This window comes from Phenylobacterium sp., assembly GCF_030681155.1.
Lineage (GTDB): Bacteria > Pseudomonadota > Alphaproteobacteria > Caulobacterales > Caulobacteraceae > Phenylobacterium.
Window position 1 is genome coordinate 1 of the sequence record NZ_JAUXXE010000065.1, and the last position, 18,932, is coordinate 18,932.

The 18,932-nt window shown below is 65.6% G+C and carries 19 protein-coding genes; 11 read left to right on the forward strand and 8 right to left on the reverse strand.

Annotated elements, in window-relative coordinates; all coding sequences use genetic code 11:
• Nucleotides 1-18: 18 nt before the first annotated feature.
• The gene (locus Q8M13_RS21075) at nucleotides 19-483 is read right to left on the reverse strand and encodes a tyrosine-type recombinase/integrase (protein WP_370870088.1); all 465 of its coding nucleotides are present in this window, start codon (nucleotides 481-483) and stop codon (nucleotides 19-21) included.
• On the opposite strand from Q8M13_RS21075, the gene Q8M13_RS16180 reads away from it, so the two are divergent.
• Nucleotides 482-892: a hypothetical protein gene (locus Q8M13_RS16180; protein WP_305301079.1), complete on the forward strand. Its 411-nt coding sequence runs from the start codon at nucleotides 482-484 to the stop codon at nucleotides 890-892. The two genes, Q8M13_RS21075 and Q8M13_RS16180, sit on opposite strands and share 2 nt — an antisense overlap.
• 4 nt (nucleotides 893-896) lie before the next feature.
• Here Q8M13_RS16180 and Q8M13_RS16185 read toward each other — a convergent pair whose 3' ends face one another.
• Nucleotides 897-1,238: a GFA family protein gene (locus Q8M13_RS16185; protein ID WP_305301081.1), complete on the reverse strand. Its 342-nt coding sequence runs from the start codon at nucleotides 1,236-1,238 to the stop codon at nucleotides 897-899.
• A gap of 47 nt (nucleotides 1,239-1,285) precedes the next feature.
• Between Q8M13_RS16185 and Q8M13_RS16190 the strand changes: the two genes are divergently transcribed.
• Together Q8M13_RS16190 and Q8M13_RS16195 are read left to right on the forward strand one after the other, a co-directional pair.
• Nucleotides 1,286-1,711, forward strand: coding sequence for a GNAT family N-acetyltransferase (locus Q8M13_RS16190; protein WP_305301083.1), 426 nt, complete (start codon nucleotides 1,286-1,288; stop codon nucleotides 1,709-1,711).
• A gap of 107 nt (nucleotides 1,712-1,818) precedes the next feature.
• A complete protein-coding gene (locus Q8M13_RS16195; RefSeq protein ID WP_305301084.1) occupies nucleotides 1,819-3,471 on the forward strand; it encodes an alpha/beta-hydrolase family protein in 1,653 nt (550 codons plus the stop codon).
• 31 nt (nucleotides 3,472-3,502) lie between these two features.
• On the opposite strand, the gene Q8M13_RS16200 is transcribed toward Q8M13_RS16195, so the two are convergent.
• Nucleotides 3,503-3,805, reverse strand: coding sequence for a glycine zipper domain-containing protein (locus Q8M13_RS16200; RefSeq protein ID WP_305301085.1), 303 nt, complete (start codon nucleotides 3,803-3,805; stop codon nucleotides 3,503-3,505).
• Nucleotides 3,806-4,223: 418 nt separating this feature from the next.
• On the opposite strand from Q8M13_RS16200, the gene Q8M13_RS16205 reads away from it, so the two are divergent.
• Nucleotides 4,224-5,462 carry an acetyl-CoA C-acetyltransferase gene (locus Q8M13_RS16205; RefSeq protein ID WP_305301086.1) on the forward strand — a complete coding sequence of 413 codons (1,239 nt, stop codon included), beginning with the start codon at nucleotides 4,224-4,226 and terminating at the stop codon, nucleotides 5,460-5,462.
• A gap of 20 nt (nucleotides 5,463-5,482) precedes the next feature.
• Here the strand turns inward: Q8M13_RS16205 and Q8M13_RS16210 are convergent, their stop codons facing one another.
• Entirely contained in the window at nucleotides 5,483-7,654 is a 2,172-nt protein-coding gene (locus Q8M13_RS16210) for a penicillin acylase family protein (protein WP_305301087.1), read from the reverse strand.
• Nucleotides 7,655-7,859: 205 nt separating this feature from the next.
• Between Q8M13_RS16210 and Q8M13_RS16215 the strand changes: the two genes are divergently transcribed.
• Nucleotides 7,860-8,363, forward strand: coding sequence for a DUF4136 domain-containing protein (locus Q8M13_RS16215; RefSeq protein ID WP_305301088.1), 504 nt, complete (start codon nucleotides 7,860-7,862; stop codon nucleotides 8,361-8,363).
• 9 nt (nucleotides 8,364-8,372) lie between these two features.
• On the opposite strand, the gene Q8M13_RS16220 is transcribed toward Q8M13_RS16215, so the two are convergent.
• From Q8M13_RS16220 to Q8M13_RS16230, 3 genes are read right to left on the reverse strand one after another with little or no spacing between them, the layout of a single operon-like run.
• A complete protein-coding gene (locus Q8M13_RS16220) occupies nucleotides 8,373-10,661 on the reverse strand; it encodes a CHASE2 domain-containing protein (protein WP_305301089.1) in 2,289 nt (762 codons plus the stop codon).
• Nucleotides 10,662-10,717: 56 nt separating this feature from the next.
• Nucleotides 10,718-12,046, reverse strand: a complete 1,329-nt coding sequence (locus Q8M13_RS16225) for a FecR domain-containing protein (protein WP_305301090.1) — start codon at nucleotides 12,044-12,046, stop codon at nucleotides 10,718-10,720.
• Nucleotides 12,043-12,756 (reverse strand): response regulator transcription factor, encoded by a 714-nt coding sequence (locus Q8M13_RS16230; protein ID WP_305301092.1) that lies wholly within the window; start codon nucleotides 12,754-12,756, stop codon nucleotides 12,043-12,045. The genes Q8M13_RS16225 and Q8M13_RS16230 overlap by 4 nt, the downstream gene beginning before the upstream one ends.
• Nucleotides 12,757-13,046: 290 nt before the next feature.
• Here Q8M13_RS16230 and Q8M13_RS16235 point away from each other — a divergent pair, with 290 nt between their 5' ends.
• The 5 genes from Q8M13_RS16235 to Q8M13_RS16255 all read left to right on the forward strand — a co-directional run bounded on the left by Q8M13_RS16235 (nucleotide 13,047) and on the right by Q8M13_RS16255 (nucleotide 17,605).
• On the forward strand, nucleotides 13,047-13,715 hold the full coding sequence (locus tag Q8M13_RS16235; protein WP_305301093.1) for a hypothetical protein: 669 nt from the start codon (nucleotides 13,047-13,049) through the stop codon (nucleotides 13,713-13,715).
• Between the two features lie 342 nt (nucleotides 13,716-14,057).
• A complete protein-coding gene (locus tag Q8M13_RS16240) occupies nucleotides 14,058-14,213 on the forward strand; it encodes a hypothetical protein (protein WP_305301095.1) in 156 nt (51 codons plus the stop codon).
• A gap of 158 nt (nucleotides 14,214-14,371) precedes the next feature.
• On the forward strand, nucleotides 14,372-14,998 hold the full coding sequence (locus Q8M13_RS16245; protein WP_370870084.1) for a 2OG-Fe dioxygenase family protein: 627 nt from the start codon (nucleotides 14,372-14,374) through the stop codon (nucleotides 14,996-14,998).
• Nucleotides 14,999-15,123: 125 nt separating this feature from the next.
• Nucleotides 15,124-15,903 carry an FkbM family methyltransferase gene (locus Q8M13_RS16250; RefSeq protein ID WP_305301097.1) on the forward strand — a complete coding sequence of 260 codons (780 nt, stop codon included), beginning with the start codon at nucleotides 15,124-15,126 and terminating at the stop codon, nucleotides 15,901-15,903.
• Nucleotides 15,904-15,937: 34 nt separating this feature from the next.
• The gene (locus Q8M13_RS16255; protein ID WP_305301098.1) at nucleotides 15,938-17,605 is read left to right on the forward strand and encodes a glycosyltransferase family 4 protein; all 1,668 of its coding nucleotides are present in this window, start codon (nucleotides 15,938-15,940) and stop codon (nucleotides 17,603-17,605) included.
• A 3-nt stretch (nucleotides 17,606-17,608) separates the two neighbouring features.
• Here the strand turns inward: Q8M13_RS16255 and tauD are convergent, their stop codons facing one another.
• Nucleotides 17,609-18,487, reverse strand: a complete 879-nt coding sequence (gene tauD, locus Q8M13_RS16260; RefSeq protein WP_305301099.1) for a taurine dioxygenase — start codon at nucleotides 18,485-18,487, stop codon at nucleotides 17,609-17,611.
• A 138-nt stretch (nucleotides 18,488-18,625) separates the two neighbouring features.
• Here tauD and Q8M13_RS16265 point away from each other — a divergent pair, with 138 nt between their 5' ends.
• Nucleotides 18,626-18,895: a hypothetical protein gene (locus tag Q8M13_RS16265; RefSeq protein ID WP_305301100.1), complete on the forward strand. Its 270-nt coding sequence runs from the start codon at nucleotides 18,626-18,628 to the stop codon at nucleotides 18,893-18,895.
• Nucleotides 18,896-18,932: the final 37 nt, after the last annotated feature.

Genomic DNA, 18,932 nt, shown 5'->3' on the forward strand with positions numbered 1-18,932 from the left:
GTCGTTAGCAGGCGTGGGTCAACGAATCTGAGGGTCGGACGTTCGAATCGTTCCGGGCGCGCCACTTCTTCCCGATCTCCGAGATCGTCGCAGGCCGTTATTTCTCAACGGTTTGAACGGTTTCGCGTGGCTCTCCGGCGGCATACCGGGAGACAGTTCGGGAGCCTCTGTCTGACGCTCCTGTGACCGCTTTTGTGCCAAGATCCGCAGTTCGTCGTGCAGATCGTCGGTGCGAAGGTGGCCGTATCGCGCGCTCATTTGCAGAGTGGAATGCCCCAGAACCCTGCTCAAACGGTAGAGGTCACCGCCCCCTTGTACCCACCATGATGCGAAGGTGTGACGAAGGTCGTGCCAGCGGAAGTCTTTGATTTCACTTGCCTTCAAGGCCGACGCAAAAGCCTTCTTCGGATCGACGTAGCGGCTCCCGTCAGCTTTGCAGAAACGGCAGGTTCCCTTGGAACCCCGGACGCGGAGGAAGGGCATGGCTTTTGCGATCAAGGCTGAGGTGCGCGATCCTTCGGCGGAGACGTTCGCGTTCGTCGGCCAAAAGACGATGTACGGCGGCAAGCTCGTGGCTGTCGGCGACACGGTCTTTGTCTTTACGAGCGAGAACGAGGGCGGGGCGGGGCTGATCGCGCGCGGTGTCGTCATTGGCGTCGAAGCGGTCGCCAAGCGCCCTGGCGGCGTTCGGCAGACGCCGAGGGTGAGTCTGGCCATCAGGACTACCGCTCGGGCAAGACGGCCGCTGGGACGAGCGCAACTCAAGCCCCTCACCGACTGGGCCGACGGCCAGCCTGGGACGGAGCTTAACTTCAAATTCTATCGGCAGGCGACGAACAAGCTCGTCGGTATCTCTGATCAGGCCGCGGCGTTCCTCGGCGAATTCTTCTAGCGCCCTACCGTGACGCGCCGTCGCCGTGGGTCACCGGAATGGCCGCGAGCACCTCGGCCGGCAACAGGCGCGCGTTGATCCCCATCTTTTGGCGTTCGCGGTTGGTCGGCGACCAGTGGGTGACGCAGCCACAGGCGCGGCAGCGGTGGAATTCCAGGCTTTTGTCACCCCACATATAGATGTCGGTGGGACCATTCTCGGCCGAGAATCCAACGTCTGACGGTCGGTAGTAGCCCCATAGCGTTCCGTAGCGACGGCAGATCGAGCAGTTGCAGTCGTTGACCTGTTCGGGGGCGGTCTCGACTGAGAACCGAACCGCGCCGCAGTGGCAGGACGCTTCAATCATCGGGAACTCCTTGGCGCGGTGATCGGCCGCGATGCTACCTTGCCGCCATGATCATTCGAAGAGCCACGCTGGACGACGCCCTCGACGTCTTGATCTGGCGAAACGATCCGCTGACCCGGGCTATGTCCCGCACGCAGGACGAGGTTGAACAAGAGGCGCACCTCGCTTGGTTCAGTCGGGCCTTGGACGATGCGGCCAGCACCTTGCTGATCGGCGAGGTCGGCGGCGAGAAGATCGGCATGGTGCGCTTCGACCACGGCGCGGCGACTGAGGTCTCGATCAATATCAATCCGCTGTGTCGGGGACGAGGCCTTGGCCATGAGCTGCTCTCGGAAGCGCTGACCTGGGCCACCGGCGATCTGTTGGCGGTCATCAAGGACGAGAACCTGACGAGCCGCCGGCTGTTCGAACGGGCGGGCTTCGAGCTTCAAGAGACTACAGACGGATTGGGGCGTTACCTCCGCCGCGCTTAAGGTCTGCGCGGGAGAGTTCGGGCGATTTGCGTGTCTGGGTTGCGGGCCTCTGGGGGGCCGCCTAAGCTCGACACAGGACGGCGTTCTGAACGTGGGGCTCTTGCGCGATGTCGATCAAGTCCGAACGTCTGACCGTCTGGGTCGAGAAGATGTCCCTGACCGGACTTTTGCTGGCGACGCTGTTCTTCGCCGCATCGCTCACCCCCAGCCTTATTCCACGGCACTTCGCGCTGCAGGGCGTCCTGTCCGGACTGTCTTCGGCGGTCGGCTATGGGATCGGCCTGCTGGCCGAGCGGACCTGGGCCTATGTGCAACTTCCCCAGCCGGCCGGGCGCTTGGCGCGGCGGCTGAAACAGGGCGTCGGGCTGGTCTGTCTCGTCGTCGCCATCGTGTTCCTATGGCTGGCGAACGGCTGGCAGAACTCGGTCCGCCAGGCGCTGGACATGCCGTTGGTCACCAGCGCCAACCCGTTCCAGGTGGCGCTGATCGCGTTCCTGACCTTCTGCTTCCTGATGGCCATAGCGCGGCTGGTGCGCTTCACCTTCCGGATCATTTCCCGGTGGCTCAAGCAGCGGATGCCGGACCGCGCGGCCTATCTGCTCGGCGCGGTGCTGGCGGCCCTGCTGTTCTGGTCGGTGCTGGACGGGGTGATCTTCCGCTCGGCGCTGCACATCGCCGACCGTTCCTATCGCGAACTGGACGCCCGCATAGAGAGCGACATCGCCGCTCCGGTCGATCCGGGCAAGGCCGGCAGCGCCGCCTCGCTGATCCGCTGGCAGGACATGGGACGGCGCGGCCGCGAGTTCGTGGTGGCCGGCCCCTCGAAGGAGTCGATCAGCGCCCTGCTCAAGACGCCGGCGATGGAGCCAATCCGCGTCTATGCGGGGCTGAACAACGCCGACACGCCGAAGGGCCGCGCGAAGCTGGCTCTGGCCGAGTTGAAGCGCGTCGGCGGGTTTAATCGCTCGGTGCTGGTGATCATCATCCCCACGGGCACGGGCTGGGTCGATCCGGCGGGCAGCGATACGGTCGAGTACCTTCATCGCGGCGACGTCGCGAGCGTGGCGGTGCAGTACTCCTACCTCTCAAGCTGGCTGTCGCTGTGGATCGAGCCGGACAACGGATCGGAGACGGCGCTGGCCCTGTTCGACGAGGTCTATGGCTATTGGCGGACCTTGCCGCGCGAGACCCGCCCGAAGCTCTATCTGCATGGGCTCAGCCTGGGGGCGCTGAACTCGCAGCGGTCGGCCGACCTCTTCCGGGTCATCGGCGATCCGTTCGACGGCGCAGTCTGGAGTGGCACGCCCTTCCAGAGCAGCATGTGGCGGACCATGACCGCCGGACGCCGGCCAGGCTCGCCGGCTTGGTTGCCGGTTTCCGGCGACAGCTCGACGGTGCGTTTCACCAACCAGGACAACCATCTCAACATACCCGGCGCCACCTGGGGGCCGATGCGGATCGTGATGCTGCAATACGCCAGCGATCCGATCACCTTCTTCGAGCCGAGTATCTTCTATCGCCAGCCTGATTGGATGAAGACGCCGCGCGGGCCTGACGTATCGCCGGCTTTCCGCTGGATCCCCATTGTCACGGCGCTGCAGCTTGGCGTCGACATCATGGTGTCGGGGACCGTGCCGCCGGGACGGGGGCACGTATTCTCGGCCGCGAACTACGCCGACTCCTGGGTCGCGGTCACCGATCCGCCGAACTGGTCGGACCAGGACACCCAGACCCTGAAGACGGCGATGGCCGGCCGCTGAGCCGCGACGTCAGTGCGGTCAGGCTCCCGCGCTAGCGCCGGGAGCCGTCTTCCCAGTAGTACCGGCCGTTCGAGGAGTCGTAGTAGTAATAACGCCCCGCGCGCTCGTCATAATACTGGCGCCGATTGACGTTGTCGGAGCGCTTGGTGGTCACCGCGCCCAGGGTCGCGCCCGCCGCGCCGCCGATGAGCGCGCCAGCTACCGAACCATCTACCGCCGCGCCAAGGGCGGCCCCGGCCAGGCCGCCAGTGGCGGCGCGTTCGGTCGTGGTGGTCCCGCAGGCCGCCAGCAGCAAGCCTGCGGTGGATAGGGCGAGAAGTCCTCTAGCTTTCATGGCGTACCTCCTGGGCGGTGCGAAACTTGTCCATATCAATCAACTTGACCGGGCGAGGTCGGTTCCCCGCCGCCGGCGGCAAGCTTGAGGTTTTGGGGAGGGCAGGGACGAAATGGCATACTCCAGACGCAGCGAAGCCCGGCGTTCACTCCCGGAGGGGATCGCGTCGGGCTTCCTGGTCCGAGGAGCCTATTTCTAGTTTCCTGCGGATCGGATCGTGGCTTTCGCCGTCGATCTGAGTTGTTAACGAGCGGCCCAGGCGTTCGGTTCCGGCCATATAGGCAGAAATCTTATGCCTGCGATTTGCGCTGGACTGCCGTTACGGCGGGTAGCTGAGTGTGGCGCGGAACGGTCCGTCGTGGCGCTGTGGAGCGCTTCCCGGCCCGGCGACGGATCATTGCACAACAAGGACGAGATCATGCCCGAAGCTCTCATCATCGACGCCTGCCGGACCCCGCGCGGCATCGGCAAGGTCGGCAAAGGCGCGCTGGCCGACTTCCATCCCCAGCATCTTGGCGCGGCGGTCCTGAAGGCCCTGGCCGAGCGCAACAACCTGAACACCGCCGAAGTCGACGACATCATCTGGGGCACCTCCAGCCAGCGCGGCAAGCAGGGCGGCGACCTTGGCCGGATGGCGGCGCTCGACGCCGGCTATGACACCAAGGCCAGCGGCATGACGCTGGATCGCTTCTGCGGCTCGGGCATCACCACGGTGAACCTCGCCGCGGCCCAGATCATGTCGGGCATGGAAGACCTGGTGATCGCCGGCGGCACCGAGATGATGTCCTACACCTCCTCGACGGGCGATCCTTCGACCCCGCCGATGATGGACAGCGGCAACCTGCGCCTGCGCGCTCGTCACCCGCAAACCCAACAAGGCGTCTGCGCCGACGCCATCGCCACCATGGAAGGCATCGACCGCCGCGCCCTGGACGAACTGGCCCTGCTCAGCCAGCAACGCGCCGACGCCGCGATCAAGGGCGGCCATTTCGACAAGTCGCTGATCCCGGTCTATCGCGAGGACGGCAGCTTGGCCCTGGACCGCGAGGAATTCCCGCGTCCGCAGACCACCATGGAGGGCCTGTCGGGCCTGAAGCCGGCGTTCGAGATGCTGGCCAATGTGCCGGTCGACGATAAGGGCACGACCTATGGCGACCTGATCCGTCAGGTCTATCCGGACCTGAAGATCACCCACATGCACCATGCGGGTAACTCATCGGGCGTGGTCGACGGCGCCGCCGCCATCCTGCTGGCCTCGCCGGCCTATGCCGCCAAGAACGGCCTGAAGGCCCGCGGCCGCGTCGTGGCCATGGCCAATATGGGCGACAGCCCCACCTTGATGCTGAACGCCCCGGTCCCGGCCGCCCAGAAGGTCCTGGCTAAGGCTGGCCTCACCGTCGATGACATCGATCTGTTCGAGATCAACGAGGCCTTCGCGGTGGTGGCAGAGAAGTTCATCCGCGACCTGAAGCTCGACCGCGACAAGGTCAATGTGAACGGCGGCGCCATGGCGCTGGGCCACCCAATCGGCGCTACCGGCTCGATCCTGATCGGCACCATCCTGGACGAGCTGGAGCGCCGCGACCTGAAGCGCGGCCTGGTCACCATGTGCGCCGCCGGCGGCATGGCGCCGGCGATTATCGTCGAGCGGATCTAGAGACGCCTAAAGCCCCGGCCTCACTGGCCGGGGCGATACGTCCGCTGGGTGTGGCGCGCCACGTCCTCGGGATAGAAGAACACCTCGCGCAGCTTGCCTTGCGTGTAGAGCAGGGCCTGGTCGGCGAAGTGCGGCGATGCCGGATCACCGCTCTCGCCGCCGGCCGACACGGCCACCGCCTTGATCCTCGGGCCGAACTCGACGGCGGCGACAAAGCTGTTGCCGCTGGTCCCGTAGTAGCGCTTCGTGCCCTCGTAGCGCTTGGCGCCGAACGAGGCGAGCGAGCCCCATTGGGCCGAGGTGAACGCCACCGGCAGGCTAGGCTTGGCGTCGTCGAACGTCTGGACGATGTCGCCATTGATCCGCTGGTAGCGGTTGATCTGCCCCCACGGCGTGCGCCAGTCGCCGAAGTCGGCGGTCAGGCGGTCGGAAGCCTCGGCAAGCGCCGCCAGCTTCTGGTCGGGGCTCGAGGTCGCGGTCATGTAGTCATAGACCGAGACGCCGGCGCGCTTGGCCTTGGGGCCGGCGTCGGCCCATAGGGCCTCGCCCCAGAACACCGCCAGCGAGGTGGGGACCGAGGTCTCCGACCACTTGTAGTCCCAACCCCGGAGAGCCTCGATGGGGCCGGTCAGCTTGGCCCGCCGCGGGTCGGCGGCGGGCAGGGCGTCATAGGCGGCGGTCAAGGTCGGGATTAGCTGGGCGAAGGCCGGCAGGTAGGGATCGTAGGCCGCGCTCACCAAGCCAGGCAGGGTGAAGTCCTTGCGGTCTTTCAGCACCAGGGTGGCGTGGGTCCCGCGCGGATTGGGGCCGGCGCTATCCATGTAGCGCGGATAGTTCTGGCCCTTTGGGCTGTATTCGCCGGCCGCCGAATAGGGCCAGTCGTTGGTGTTGAAGATCCAGCCGTTGGCGGGGGTCAGCAGATGCGGCGCCTCGTCCAGGGCGTGCAGCCCCTGCCAGTCCGTCGCCGGGTCCGAGCCGTCCACCGGCTTGGTGTAGTCGAACCGGTCGTCGCGCCGTGGAATGAACTGCGGGTGCAGATAGGCGATCTGGCCCTTGGTGTCGGCGAAGATGGTGTTGTTCGAGGAGTTGGCCCGCAGCTCGGCGACCTTGAGGAACGAGGCGTAGTCCTTGGTCTTGGTGCGCAGGAACGACTGGCTCAACGCCTCGACCGGCTTTTGCATCAGGGCTATCGCGATCCACTTGCCGTCCGCCTTACGGACGATCGGGCCGTGGTGCGTGCGGTAGACGGTGAAGCTCTTGCTCGCCATCTCGCCGGACTTGGCGCGGTAGGGCACGGCGATGGTGGAGACGGTGACCGGGCGTTCCTCGGTCCCGTAGCGATAGAAGAGCTTGCCGTCCTTCTCCACGATGGTCTCGGCGAACTCATCGACCACGTCGACGCCGCTTGAGGTGTGCATCCACCCGGCGTGCTCGTTGAAGCCCTGGTAGATGAAGAACTGGCCCCAGGTGACCGCGCCATAGGCGTTCAGTCCCTCGTCGCTGGTCGCCTGCAGTTCGGAGCGGAAGAAGAACGAAGTGTGCGGATTGATCAGCAGCAGGGCATGACCGTCCTTGGTGTTGGACGGGGCGATGGCGAAGCCGTTGGAGCCGGTCGGCTCTTTGAACCGGACGTCGGCATCGGGATCCAGCATCGCGGTTTGGGTGGCGCCGTAGAAGGCTTCCAGCTCGCCGAGCGACACCCGTTCGATGTCGCCGCCGATGCTGCCCTCGCTGAAGCTCAAGGCCATCCAGGGCTCGAACTTGGTGATGACCCGCGGTTTCACCTCCGGGTGGCTGGCGAGGTAGAAGTTCAGCCCGTCGGCCCAGGCGTTCATCAGGCTCTTCAACCAGGCCGGGCTGGCGGCGTACTTAGCCTTCAGGTCCACCGGGTCAATGAACAGCTTCATCCGCAGGTCGCGGTAGATCGCCGACTCGCCCTCGGCTTCGGCCAGCCGTCCTAGGGCGTTGATGTAGTTGGTCTCGACCCGGTTGAAGTCGTCCTCGGCCTGGGCGTAGGCCATGCCGAACACGGCGTCGGCGTCGCTCTTGCCGTGGATGTGGGCGATGCCCCAGGTGTCCCTTGCGATGCTGACCTTGGCGGCTTGCTGTTTCAGGCGGCCCATCTCGTCCGCGCCGGCCGGCGAGCTGGCGACGAGTGCGCCGACGAACAGGGTCAAGGCCAGATGACGCACGCTGATCTCCACTATCGAATTGGCCGCGCCGGGAACGCCCCGGCAATCTTTGCGTCTCTATAGCGAAGCTGGGGTGGTTTTGCCGCGAGACGTTAGGGCGCAGGTCAGATTTCGCTGATTTTGCTAGGGTGGCGCTAGTTCGGCCTGTTGAGCGCTCGTTTTCGCCTGTCGGCGAGGTCTAGGCGCGCGAACGGAAGGGTTTGTCGTGAAGTTGCTTGCGTTGGGATTGGCTTTGTCTCTGGCGGCCTGTGCGAGCCCGCGGGGACCGCAGGTTGCCTACCATGGTGCGCTACAGCCGGGTTCCGGCACCTACTCCTTCGCTGGCGGCGACCGCCAGCCGGAGCGTGCCGAGATTGAAGCCGCCGTCGGCCGACAACTCGCCGCCGATGGCTATCGGCAGGTCGAGCACTCGCCGGACTATGTGGTCGAGGTCCTGTTCAGCGCCCGTCCGGCCAAGGTCGGCGCCTATGAGAAGCTGGCCGCCGAGACGCCAGAGTGGAAGGTCGCTCCGGTCAAGACGCCTTGGTGGCGGCTGCGTAAGCCCACGGTCGGCGAGGTCACGATCCGGTTTGTCGAGGCCAGGTCCGGGTTCGAAACCTATCGCGCGACGGCCACCACCGGACGAACGGACATGGGCAAGACCGCCGCCCAGGCGGCCGCGAAATTCGATGAACTGGCACAAGCCGCGGCGCGTCCGCCGGTCATCTGACGCCAGACCCTAATAGTCCTCGTGCGCCCAGGCTTCGTCCGGCTCGGCGCGCGGCAGGGTGAGCGTGAAGCGCGTCCCTTCGCCCAGGGTGCTGTCACAGCTTATCTGACCGCCATGCCGTAGGATCACCGTCTGCACGAAGGTGAGGCCAAGCCCTACGCCGCTGACCTGTCGTCCTCCAGCCGGCGTTGAGCGCTGGAAGCGTTCGAACAGGTGGGTCAGGCTCTCGGGCGACATGCCCCGGCCCTGGTCCTGGACGGTGCAAATGACCTTCGCATCGAGGCCGTCGCCCACGCTGGCGATGCCGCATTCGACCTTGGTTTCGGGTTCGCTGTACTTGAGGGCGTTGTCGATGAGATTGATCAGTGCGCGGGTCAGCAGCGTGCGGTCGGCCAGGACCAGATGCTCCTCCTCGCAGCCCTCGGCCTGAACCTCGATCGCGCGTGATCGCGACTGCGGCCAAAGGTCGTCGATAGCATCCAGCAGGATGTCGGAGAGGTTGACGGTCTCCAGGGTGTAGCGCTCGCTCTCGGCTCGGGCGAGGCTCACGAAGTTGTCCGCCAGGGCCAGGGTGCGCCGCGCATAGGCCTCCACCCGCTGAACCGTGCCTTGAGAAATGCCTTTGCCCTGGTCCTCGGCCAGCAGGGCGAGGATGGACGCCTGGGGCGAGCGCATGTCATGCGACAGCAGTTCCAGAACCTGTTCACGCTGGCGCGCGGCGGTCTTGATGGCCGTGATGTCGCTGAACCGCGCGATCCAGCCGGTGAAGGCGCCGGTCGAATCTGCAAAGGCGCTAAAGCGCAGGTGGTAGGTCGACCCATCTGGGGCGTCGACTTCGCCTTCCACCCCGCCTTCGTCGGCGGTCGGGATATGGAACACCTCGATGACGTGCGCCATCGCCCGGCCCACCGGATCTGGCGCGTTCAGGCGGCTGAACAGGTCTTGGGCCGCGGTGTTGGCGATCAGGACGCCGCCGCCGGCGTCCGCGACCAGGGTGGCGTCGGGCAGACCGTCCAGCGAGTCGGACATGAATCGGCGCAGGTCGCGCAGGTTGCGCACCGCCTGGTGCATCAAGGCCACCTGGCGGCCGATGACGTCGTCCGCGGCGAGCGACAGCGCCGGCGTGGACTGCGGCAGGATGCTGGGCTCCTGGGCCAGGGCGTCCAACTCATCAACCATGTAGGCGCTGGCCGCCTCCAGCCGTCGCCAACTCCAGATCGGATAGACCAGCGCCAGGCCGGCGATCGCCGCAGCGGGCGGCGCCCAGATCCGCATAACCAGCAGCAGGCCGGCTGAAACGGCCAGGGTCGAGGCGATCAGCGCCAGACCGAGCACCATGTTGGCGCGAGGTCGAAGTCTCAGAAGGCCCGCCATCAGCACCGCCAGCGGCGTCAGCGATAGCGCCAGAACCCAGCCGATGGAGGCGGGGTGGATCGCCCGCCCGGTCAGCAAGGCGTCCAGGATGTTGGCCTGGAGTTCGACGCCCGACATCACCTCGGTCTCGCTGGTCAGCGGCGTCGGATAGCGGTCGCCAAGTCCTTCACCGGTGGCGCCGATCAGCACCAGGCGACCCTCGAAGATTTCGGGCGGAACGTCTCCTCGCACCACGTCGGCGAAGGCAACCGTCCGGAAGTGGCCCGGCGGGCCGGCGAACGGGATCAGCATGCGCTCGCCGCGCGTGAGGGTCGCGAGAGCTGAATGCTCTTTCCCCTCAGCGGTCGGCGCGGGAATAGCCAAGCCCAAGGCTTGGCGCCGCATTAGCTCCATCAGGTGCAGCCAACTGCGCTCGCCGCTGCTTTCACCCATGAAAATGCTGCGCGCCACGCCGTCGCGATCGAAGTGCAGATTGACCTGACCGATCCCCGCCGCGGCGGCCTTCAAAGGTCCAGCCGGCTCCAGCGCTTCGGCCGCGGCCCCGTTCGGTCCAGGGACCTCAATCAGCAAGGGCAGGAACACCGGGCCGGCTGCTTTCATCGCCGCCGCCAAGGCCAGATCGGCCTCGGGATCTGCGTCCGGTTCGACGAACAGGACGTCATAGGCGATGGCTTTGGGCTTGGCCTCCGCCAGGACGTTCAACAGATCGGCGTGCCGGGTTCGCGGCCAGGGCCAGCGTCCCAGTTCCTGCAGGCTGGGATTGTCGATTGCGATGATGACGATGTCGTCCAGCGGCGGGCGCTGGCCCAGTTGCATCAGGGCGTCGTAGATCGCCGTGTCGGCGCGATCGAGGGTCTCGTTCACCACCATGTAGCCGACGATCGATGCCGCGAGCACCGCGGTCAGCGCCCACTCGATAAACACGCGGCGCCTGGAGGGGCCGCGGCCGGGACGTCTGGCGCGATGTACGGGTGCGGTGGTCAGCCGCCGATCCTGAATTGCTGGACGGGCGACCACTTTTCAAACCGCTGGCCGTCTCGGACCACGACCGACTGAACTCGCCAATAATACGTCCCGTCGGGCAGATCGGTGACGGTTATGCGCCCCTCCGACAGTCCGGCCTCGTCCACCAGCGGGACGCCCTCCGGTTTGTCGGCGATTTGGAAGCGATAGGTGTGTTGGCCTTCGCCCTCCGGTTCCCACTGAAACAGCCAATGATCGCCGGCGGCGGTCGGCGCGCTCAGCTTTAGGCCCTGCCGGAAACGGGAGAAGCCGTAGGTGTTAGGCATACCCTCCAGGCCATCGGCGTCCAGCGCGGTCACCTGCACGAACAGGGCGCCGTTCCCGACGTCCTTGAAGCTGGCGTACGGCCGGTCGACCGTCACTTCGTCAAGGATGTCCAGCAGGCCCGCGTCGGCCGCCAGCCGGGCGCGATATTTCGCGGCGCCCGGCACGGGGGTCAGGTCGAACACCACGTCGGGTTCATCCTGGACGCGACCGGGTGCGGTGACGCTGGTGGGCGGTAGCAGCGGGGCAGGGGTGGTCACCCCTTGGCGCGAAGCCTTCACGCCAAAAGCTTCTGGAGTCACCGAGGCTGAACTATCGACAGCCGAGGCGACATTCACCGTGCCATCGACGACTTCGGTCCAGGCGCGTTCGGCCTCTGCATCGTAGATCACTCGAAACGCGGTGCCGCGCACGGCGGTGACCGACAGCGGCGTAAGGATGGTGAAGCCGTCGCGCGGCTTGGTCATCGGCTTCACAGTCGCTTCGCTGCGTCCAGCCTCCAGCGAGAACGTCCGTTCCACCGAGTCGGTCAGCGGCGTGTGGCGCAGCACCTCGATGCGGATGCGGCTTTGCGAGGGCAGGGCGACTTGCGAACCATCATTCAAGGCCAGTCGCACGGAGGCGTTGGGGCCGGTCGTGACGATGCTGCCCTCGGGCAGCATCATGCCTCGGGTGATGGCGATGGTGCGCCCCTGGACGATGGCGCTGGCCTCGCCGCGATAGCTGGCCACGCGCGCCTCGGTCGGGGTGGTGCGCAACAGGGCGACCGGAATTTCAAGCTTGGCCCCGATGGGCAGGCGGCGGGGGTTTGCGATGCGGTTGCGGCGCTGGACGACGGCGTAGTCGCTGGTGCGCAGCAAGTAGTTGGCTGCCAGATCGTACAGCGTATCGCCTCGGCGCACGACATAGACGACGGTCTCGACCTTGGCTTTCGGCTTCGGCGCGGCCCAAGCGGCCGCGGGCGCGACCACGGCCGCCGCGCCAAGGCTCGCAACAGCGGCGAGCCGGCTCAACTTACTCATGAAACCGCGTATTCCTCCGCCTCGTCGACAAGCCGCTCCAGGCGATAACCGTAGCTGTAGACCGGAGCCAGGCGGAACCCATGTTCAGGTCGCAGGCGCAGCTTGGTGCGGACCCGTGAGACATGCATGTCGAGCGTGCGCGTCGGCAGGTCGGGGTTCCGCCCCCAGACCGCTTCGAGAATGTGGCTGCGCGAGAGCGCCCGATGGGTGTTGCGGAACAGCAGCAGCGCCAGGGTGAACTCCTTGGCCGTCAGGTTCACCACCTCTTCGTTAATGGTGACCGTCTTGGCCGGGACGTTGAAACTGAAGTCGGCGAACTGCTCGACGGGACCCGACCCCTGGGCGGGGTAGGTCCTTCGCAGCAGGGCGTTGACGCGCGCCACCAAAACGGCGGGCTGGACAGGCTTGACGATGTAGTCGTCAGCGCCAGCGTCCAGGCCCGCGACCACGTCCTCCTCCGCTGACCGCGCGGTCAGCAACAGCATTGGCGGCGGCGGTTCCAGGTTCTGACCCACCCAATTGATGACCTCCACGCCGGTCAGATCCGGCAGGTTCCAGTCGAGCACGAGCAGGTCGAAGGTCTCTTGGCGCAAGGCGCTGATCAACGGGCGCGCGGCGCGGAACGACCAGCAAACATGCCCCTCGTCCGTCAGCAGACGGGAGATGGCCTGGGTCTGGGCGTCGTCATCGTCAAGTGTTGCGATTCTCATGACCAAAAGGTTCAATTCTCGATGTGCTGGAACATCTTAGATGTTGTTGGCGCTAGGAAAATATCCAATCGGTCAAAACGTCGCCGTCGGGTGTAAACAAATGCAAACTTTACAGTTTGTGGCGTGATTTCCCTGAGTTTTTGATGCGCTTGGACCTCGGTGGTCGGCGCGGTTCGGCTTGGCTCGGAGGTCATCCGGTCCTGGTTGGGAAGCGCTTTGGGCGCGTTGTATGCATCCGAAGCATCCGTGAGACGTGGCCCCACTGAGTGTTTTTGCGGGGGCGCAGCTTGATGTACGCGATCCTTCCAGGCGTGGCGACGCTAGGCGCGGCGGGTCTATTGGCGGTCATGGTTGCTCAATCATCGGTCCGGCGCCGTCAAGCCGATCACCTTCCGGCGGGCGTCGGCCTAGCGATGGCGGCTGGTGGAATGACCTGGGCGGCGACGGAGGCGACGCGGCCACGGTTGGTGGTGACGAAGTTCGGCGCCGAGCCGACGGCACGGCCTGCCATGGGCGCTGACGAGAATGTGGCGGTTCGACTCGACCGCTTGCGCCAAGCCTTGGACCAGCTGACGGGCCTTCTGCTGATCGGGACGGCGGGGGAGGATGGCCAGGCGAATTTCCTTGCCAGCCTTGGAGTTAACGGCGGTTTGGTGGAGCGGGAAGTGGCCGCCTCGGCGATTGCGATGCGGCGGCTTGGAACCTTGATGCTGAGCACCGGCGGGGGGGACGCTTTCCTCGTGGCGCGGTCGGCGACAGGGGCGGCGAGCGGCGAGCAGCAAGACGCGCGGGCGATTTGGTCGGACTTCCTAGCGGCGCTCGCCTTCCTGACCGGCGCTTGCCAGCGCCGCAACTCGACGATCCACCTGGAAGAGGTCGAGGATACGGCTCTCGCCATTGAGGGGCTGTGTTTCTCGCTGGCCCGGACCGAGCGCCTGCAGCGTCTGCTAGGCGCCTGACTTCACCGCTTGCGCCGGTCAGGTCGGGCGTGTGCCGGAAAAGACATCGCCGGGTCGCTAGCCTGGAGGCGTAGGGCCGAGGTCATTGTATTATACTGTAACGTTGCATTCGTTTACTTGCGCTGTGGCGGCGGACATCCGCACAATTCAGGCAAGTTGAGATAAAATTCGGCTTGGCTGGGAGCGCTCCAGAACATGTCGAATCAGTAGTCGGCTACGGCTTGGTCGTAGCCTCAAGGCCCCGGTGGGGCGCCAGGAGACTCGCCGCCAACCCAGCCCCCCGACGCCAAACGGCGCGGTGGCGAGTCTCCGGCGAGTTCTGGGCCAGTAGGATTCTGTTGCATGATCATCGTCGTCGCCTGGGCCCTCGTCATCTGGCTGGTCATCCTGCTCGCCTTCGGGCCCGATCTGCTGAAGACCGTCACCGGCCGGAAGTCAGCGGAACCCACGAAGCTAAAGTCGGCGAACTCCCGGGAGCACAAGCCGGTCGCTCGCTAGCGCAATCGCCAGCCATTGCGCCGAGCCGCGAAATCCCCAATTTCCGCTAGATGAATCACGCGGCGGGGGATGTTGAGATCGAAGACTTGAAAGACTGCGTTGGGCGCGATGGTTTCGCCCGGGTTTCGGCAACCGCGACGAGGGAGCTGGTCAGCGCGTTGGCGCTTGCAGATTGGGCGACCTATGCGGCGACCTGGAACGACCTTGCGCAGGACGCCTACATGGCTGACGGCGGTCGCTACCGCCGTAGGCGCTTCGCCGCGTTCGAGGTCGCCCCCGGCGCGTTCGCCCGACTGCCGCACCAGCCGCACTTTCAAAGCCTCGACTACAATCGCCTGAACGGCGGCGTGGAGCGCTGGTTCGAACCGGTGACAAGCGCCATCGCCGATCATCCCCTGACGCGGTGTATCATGGACTTGGCGCTGGAGGTGTTCGGAGGACTTTCGCCCGAGCCGGCCTTCCCTTGGCGCGCCGAATTTCACCAGTTCCGCATCGAAGCGCGGGCCGGTGAGGAGGCCCAACCGACCCCAGAAGGCGTCCATCGCGACGGTGTCGACTGGGTGATCGTTATGCTGGTCGCGCGCGAGAACGTGGCGGCCGGGGTGACCAGCATCTTCAATCCCGCAGGCGCATCCCTGGGGGCTTTCACTCTGACGCAGCCGCTGGACGCGGTTTTCATCGACGACAACCGCGTCTTCCACGGTGTCACCGCAATCGAGCCCGTCGACCCGAACAAGCCGGCCTACCGCGACGTGCTCGTCGTGACCTTCCGCAAGAGCCTCTAGGCGGCGTTACAGGATTCAACCCCTGTTGGATTGGCGGCGGTGCGTTCCTGTGCGAGACGATGGCTTTCGGCGGATGGGGATCAATCGTGCTCGAAACTACCAGCGCTTACGGCTTGAAGTTCCTAGTGCCAGCGCATGATAGTGGCGTTGGCCTGTCTCTTCGGGAGAACGGTGAGTTCGCGCGGATCGAGGTCGATCTGATAAAGGAACTGTCGGCCGGCGGCGTGCTGATCGACGTCGGCGCGAATATCGGTTCGATCGCCTTGCCGGCAGCCTCGGCGGCGAGGCTGGTGATTGCGTTGGAGGCAAATCGCGGCTTCGCCAATGTGCTGGCGACCAACACCCTCAACAACGGTCTCTTCAACGTGTCGGTTGTTCATGCCGCCGTCGGCGAGACTGAGCGCCTAGCCCGTTTCCCCATGATGCCGGTCGGTGAAGTTGGCAATCTAGGCACCTCGGGTTTCCATATGGCGGGGAAGTATCCGGAGGAGGTCGTGCGCATGACGACCATCGACCGGATCGCGCCCAACGACACGCGCGTGGTGAAGATCGATGTCGAGGGCTATGAGAGCTCAGTTCTCAAGGGCGCGACGCGGACGTTGACGGAAACCCGGCCGACTTGGCTGGTCGAGAGTGGCGAAGAATCGCCTGCGACACGGGGAATCATCCAGACGTTTCTAGACTCCGGCTATCTTGTCTACTGGTTCTTCGCGCCCTTCGTCACACCGCGACCCGCACGCGGGGCGCCGCCCGCCAAGCTGCGCGGCGATGTGAACATCCTAGCCGTGCCCTCGGAAGGCGCGCAGCCAAATTGGGAGATGAAGCGCGCCGAGGCCGGGGGCGTGCGTCCAACCCACGTATCGGACTTCCCCTATCTCGCGCGCTTCGGGTTCAAGCTCGGCTGAGGCCGTTTGCCGTTTCTTCGATCAGGAAAAGTCAGTGTCGAACCGCATTGCCCTCTATCACCCGTCCGCCGGCGTGCAGCCCAAGGCCAATCCGTTTGGCAAGGACGTGGCGAATGTGGAGCTGTTCAGGGCCGTGCTGCGGCATGGTGATTACGAGCAGATCGACTTCATGGTCGGCGGGAACGTGTCGGCCCAAGCCTTGGTCAGCGGGCTGTTGGGCCAGGAGCCGGCGCGTCCGCGTGTGGCGGTCGCCAACCTGCTCGACCAGCGGCCGGCTGCGGCCGGGGGCGCGCTGGTCCGCGGCCATCCGGACTTGGCGGACATGGCCTGGTATCGGCGCAATGCCGGGCTGGAGCATGCCTACAGCATGCTGGGCATGGTCCACACGCTTGCGCCGCCCTTCATGCGCGAGACCATCGCCAAGGCGGCCATCGCGCCCATTCAACCTTGGGACGCCCTGATCTGCACCTCGCCGACGGTCCAGGACGCGCTGGGGACGATGTTCGACGACTGGACCGACTATCTCGCCGATCGCTATGGCGGACAGACGAGGATCAAGCCGCATCTGCCGCTGCTTCCTTTGGGCGTCGACGGCAAGGCGTTCGCCGACCTGGCCGACCGACCGGACGCGCGAGCGGCGATGCGGGCCGAGCTTGGCGCGGCGCCGGAAGACATTGTCGTGCTGTGGGTCGGGCGGCTTTCGTTCTTCGAGAAGGCCTTCCCCCAGCCGATGTTCCGCGCCGCCGAAGAGGCCGCCCGCGCCACAGGCGCCAAGGTCCATTTCGCCATGGTCGGCTGGTTCCCCGCCGATGAGCGCGACCGGGCCTGGTACCGCGAGGCCGCCGAGGCCTACTCCCCCTCGGTGGTCACGCACTTCCTGGACGGCAACGACCGCAATGTCGTCGGCGGCATGTGGGCGGCGGGCGACATTTTTCTGTCCTTGGTCGACAACATCCAGGAGACCTTTGGCATCACGCCGCTCGAAGCCATGGCGGCGGGCCTGCCGGTCGTGGTCAGCGACTGGGACGGATACCGCTACACGGTGCGGGACGGCGTGGACGGCTTTCTGGTCCGTTCGCTGGGCGGGCCTGTCGGCGCCGGGCAGGGCATGATTAACCGTCATACTTTGGGCGGCTTGGCCTACCAAGCCTATGTCGGGGCCGTGGCCCAGCACACAGCGATCAATGTAGGCGACGCCGCCGCCCGGATCGCTGAGCTGATCGCCTCACCGGAACTGCGGGCCAAGATGCGCGACGCCGGCCGCAAACGGATCGCCGAGACCTTCGACTGGCCGGTGGTGGTGCGCGGGTTGCAGAACCTGACCAAGGAACTGGACGCCATTCGCGCGGCGGCGACACCGGGACCGATCAAACACCAGTTCAATCCGGTGAAGCGAGAGCCCTTTGGCGCATTCGCTGGTTTCCCGAACTCGGCGCTGAACACCGGAACCCGGGTCTGGCTGCGCGAGGGGGTGACGTCGGCCGATCTCGAAGCGACGCGTAAGCTCAATCTCGATCAGTTCGCCAGCGGGTGGCGCGCCAGCCATGAAGAATCGGCGATGATAATGACCATGCTCGCCGAGCGCGGCCCGCTGACGGTCGGGGAACTGGTTGAGGCCGCTGGAGCCGGCCGCCGGCAACTGTTCGCGCTCGCCATTGTCTGGATGTGCAAGCTCGGCCTTTTGGACTGGAGCGCGACCTAGGCCCTATTCGGCTGCGGTCTTAAGTCCCGCCGGCATTCTGGAGCGGTGATACGGCCTGTCGCCCAGCACCGTCGCGCGGTTCATGATCCGGCGGTGGGGCAAGTAATCGTTCACCGCGTAGTGCTGGGTCACGCGATTGTCCCAGAAGGCGATGGCGTTGTCCTTCCAGCGCCAGCGCACCAGGAACTCCGGCTTCTGGATGTGCTCGAACAGCATGTTCAGGATCGCATCGCTTTCCTTGCGACGTAGGCCCTTGATGCGGTCGGTGAAGCCGAAATTGACGAACAGGCCATCTTCGCCGGTTTCCGGGTGGGTGCGGATCACTGGGTGCAGCACCGGCGGGTTTTCAGCCACGGCCTTGGCATGCTTCTCGGCCCCCGCTCCCTCCGCCACGATGCCTCTTTGCGGGAAGCCGCGCGCGAAGTCGTGGACGCCGTCGAGGCTGGACAGGAACTGGCGAAACGGCGGCGACAGCGCCTCGTAGGCGGCTCGCATGTTGGACCAGATGGTGTCGCCGCCTTCCGGCGGCAGCAGCTTGGCGTAGAGGATTGAGGCCATCGGCGGCGTCTGAATGAAGGTGACGTCGGTGTGCCAGCTGTCGTTGTCTGTCGGGTTGTCCTTGTGGTTGTCGAGGATGAACAGCTCGGGCGCCTCGGGCACGCCCGGATAGAGCGGGTGGGTGTGCAGGGCGCCAAACCGGGCGGCGAAGTCCCGGTGCTGGACCGGGGTGATGTGCTGGTCTTCGAAGAAGATCACCTGATGCTTGAGCAGCGCCTGGTGGATTTCCTCGAACTGTTCGGCGTCCAGCGGCTTCGACAGATCAACGCCTTCCACCACCGCCCCGATGGTGGGCGTCAGGGTCGTCACTTGGAACTTGGCCATGTCTAGCGCTCCGCTTGGGTATCGCATCTAAGCGCGGAAACGCCGCCCTCGCCAGAGCCGTGACGTCGTTCTGCGAGTTCAATGGAAATTCGGCCTCGTCCATCTAGGGCGCGGACGGAATCATGCGATCTAGCGGCCATGCCCAGCCCGCCCGGATTGCCTGAGTTCGACCTCCCGATGATCTTCGGGGATAAGATGGCTGGCCTGGGATACCAGGCGGGCGTCTGCCGGCTGGCGTTCTCCGCCAACACCGCCGACGAAGCTGGCCAGGAAGAGATGGTCAAGACCGGCTACCTGATCCTGACGCCAGGCTGCATGCTCGAACTGCGCAGCCAGATCGACCAGATCCTCACCGAACTCGAACGCCAAGGCGTCATCAGCTTCACGCCCGACAAGCTCGACGGCTAACGGGTGCCAAGGGCGGCGAGCCGCCTATCAGATCAGG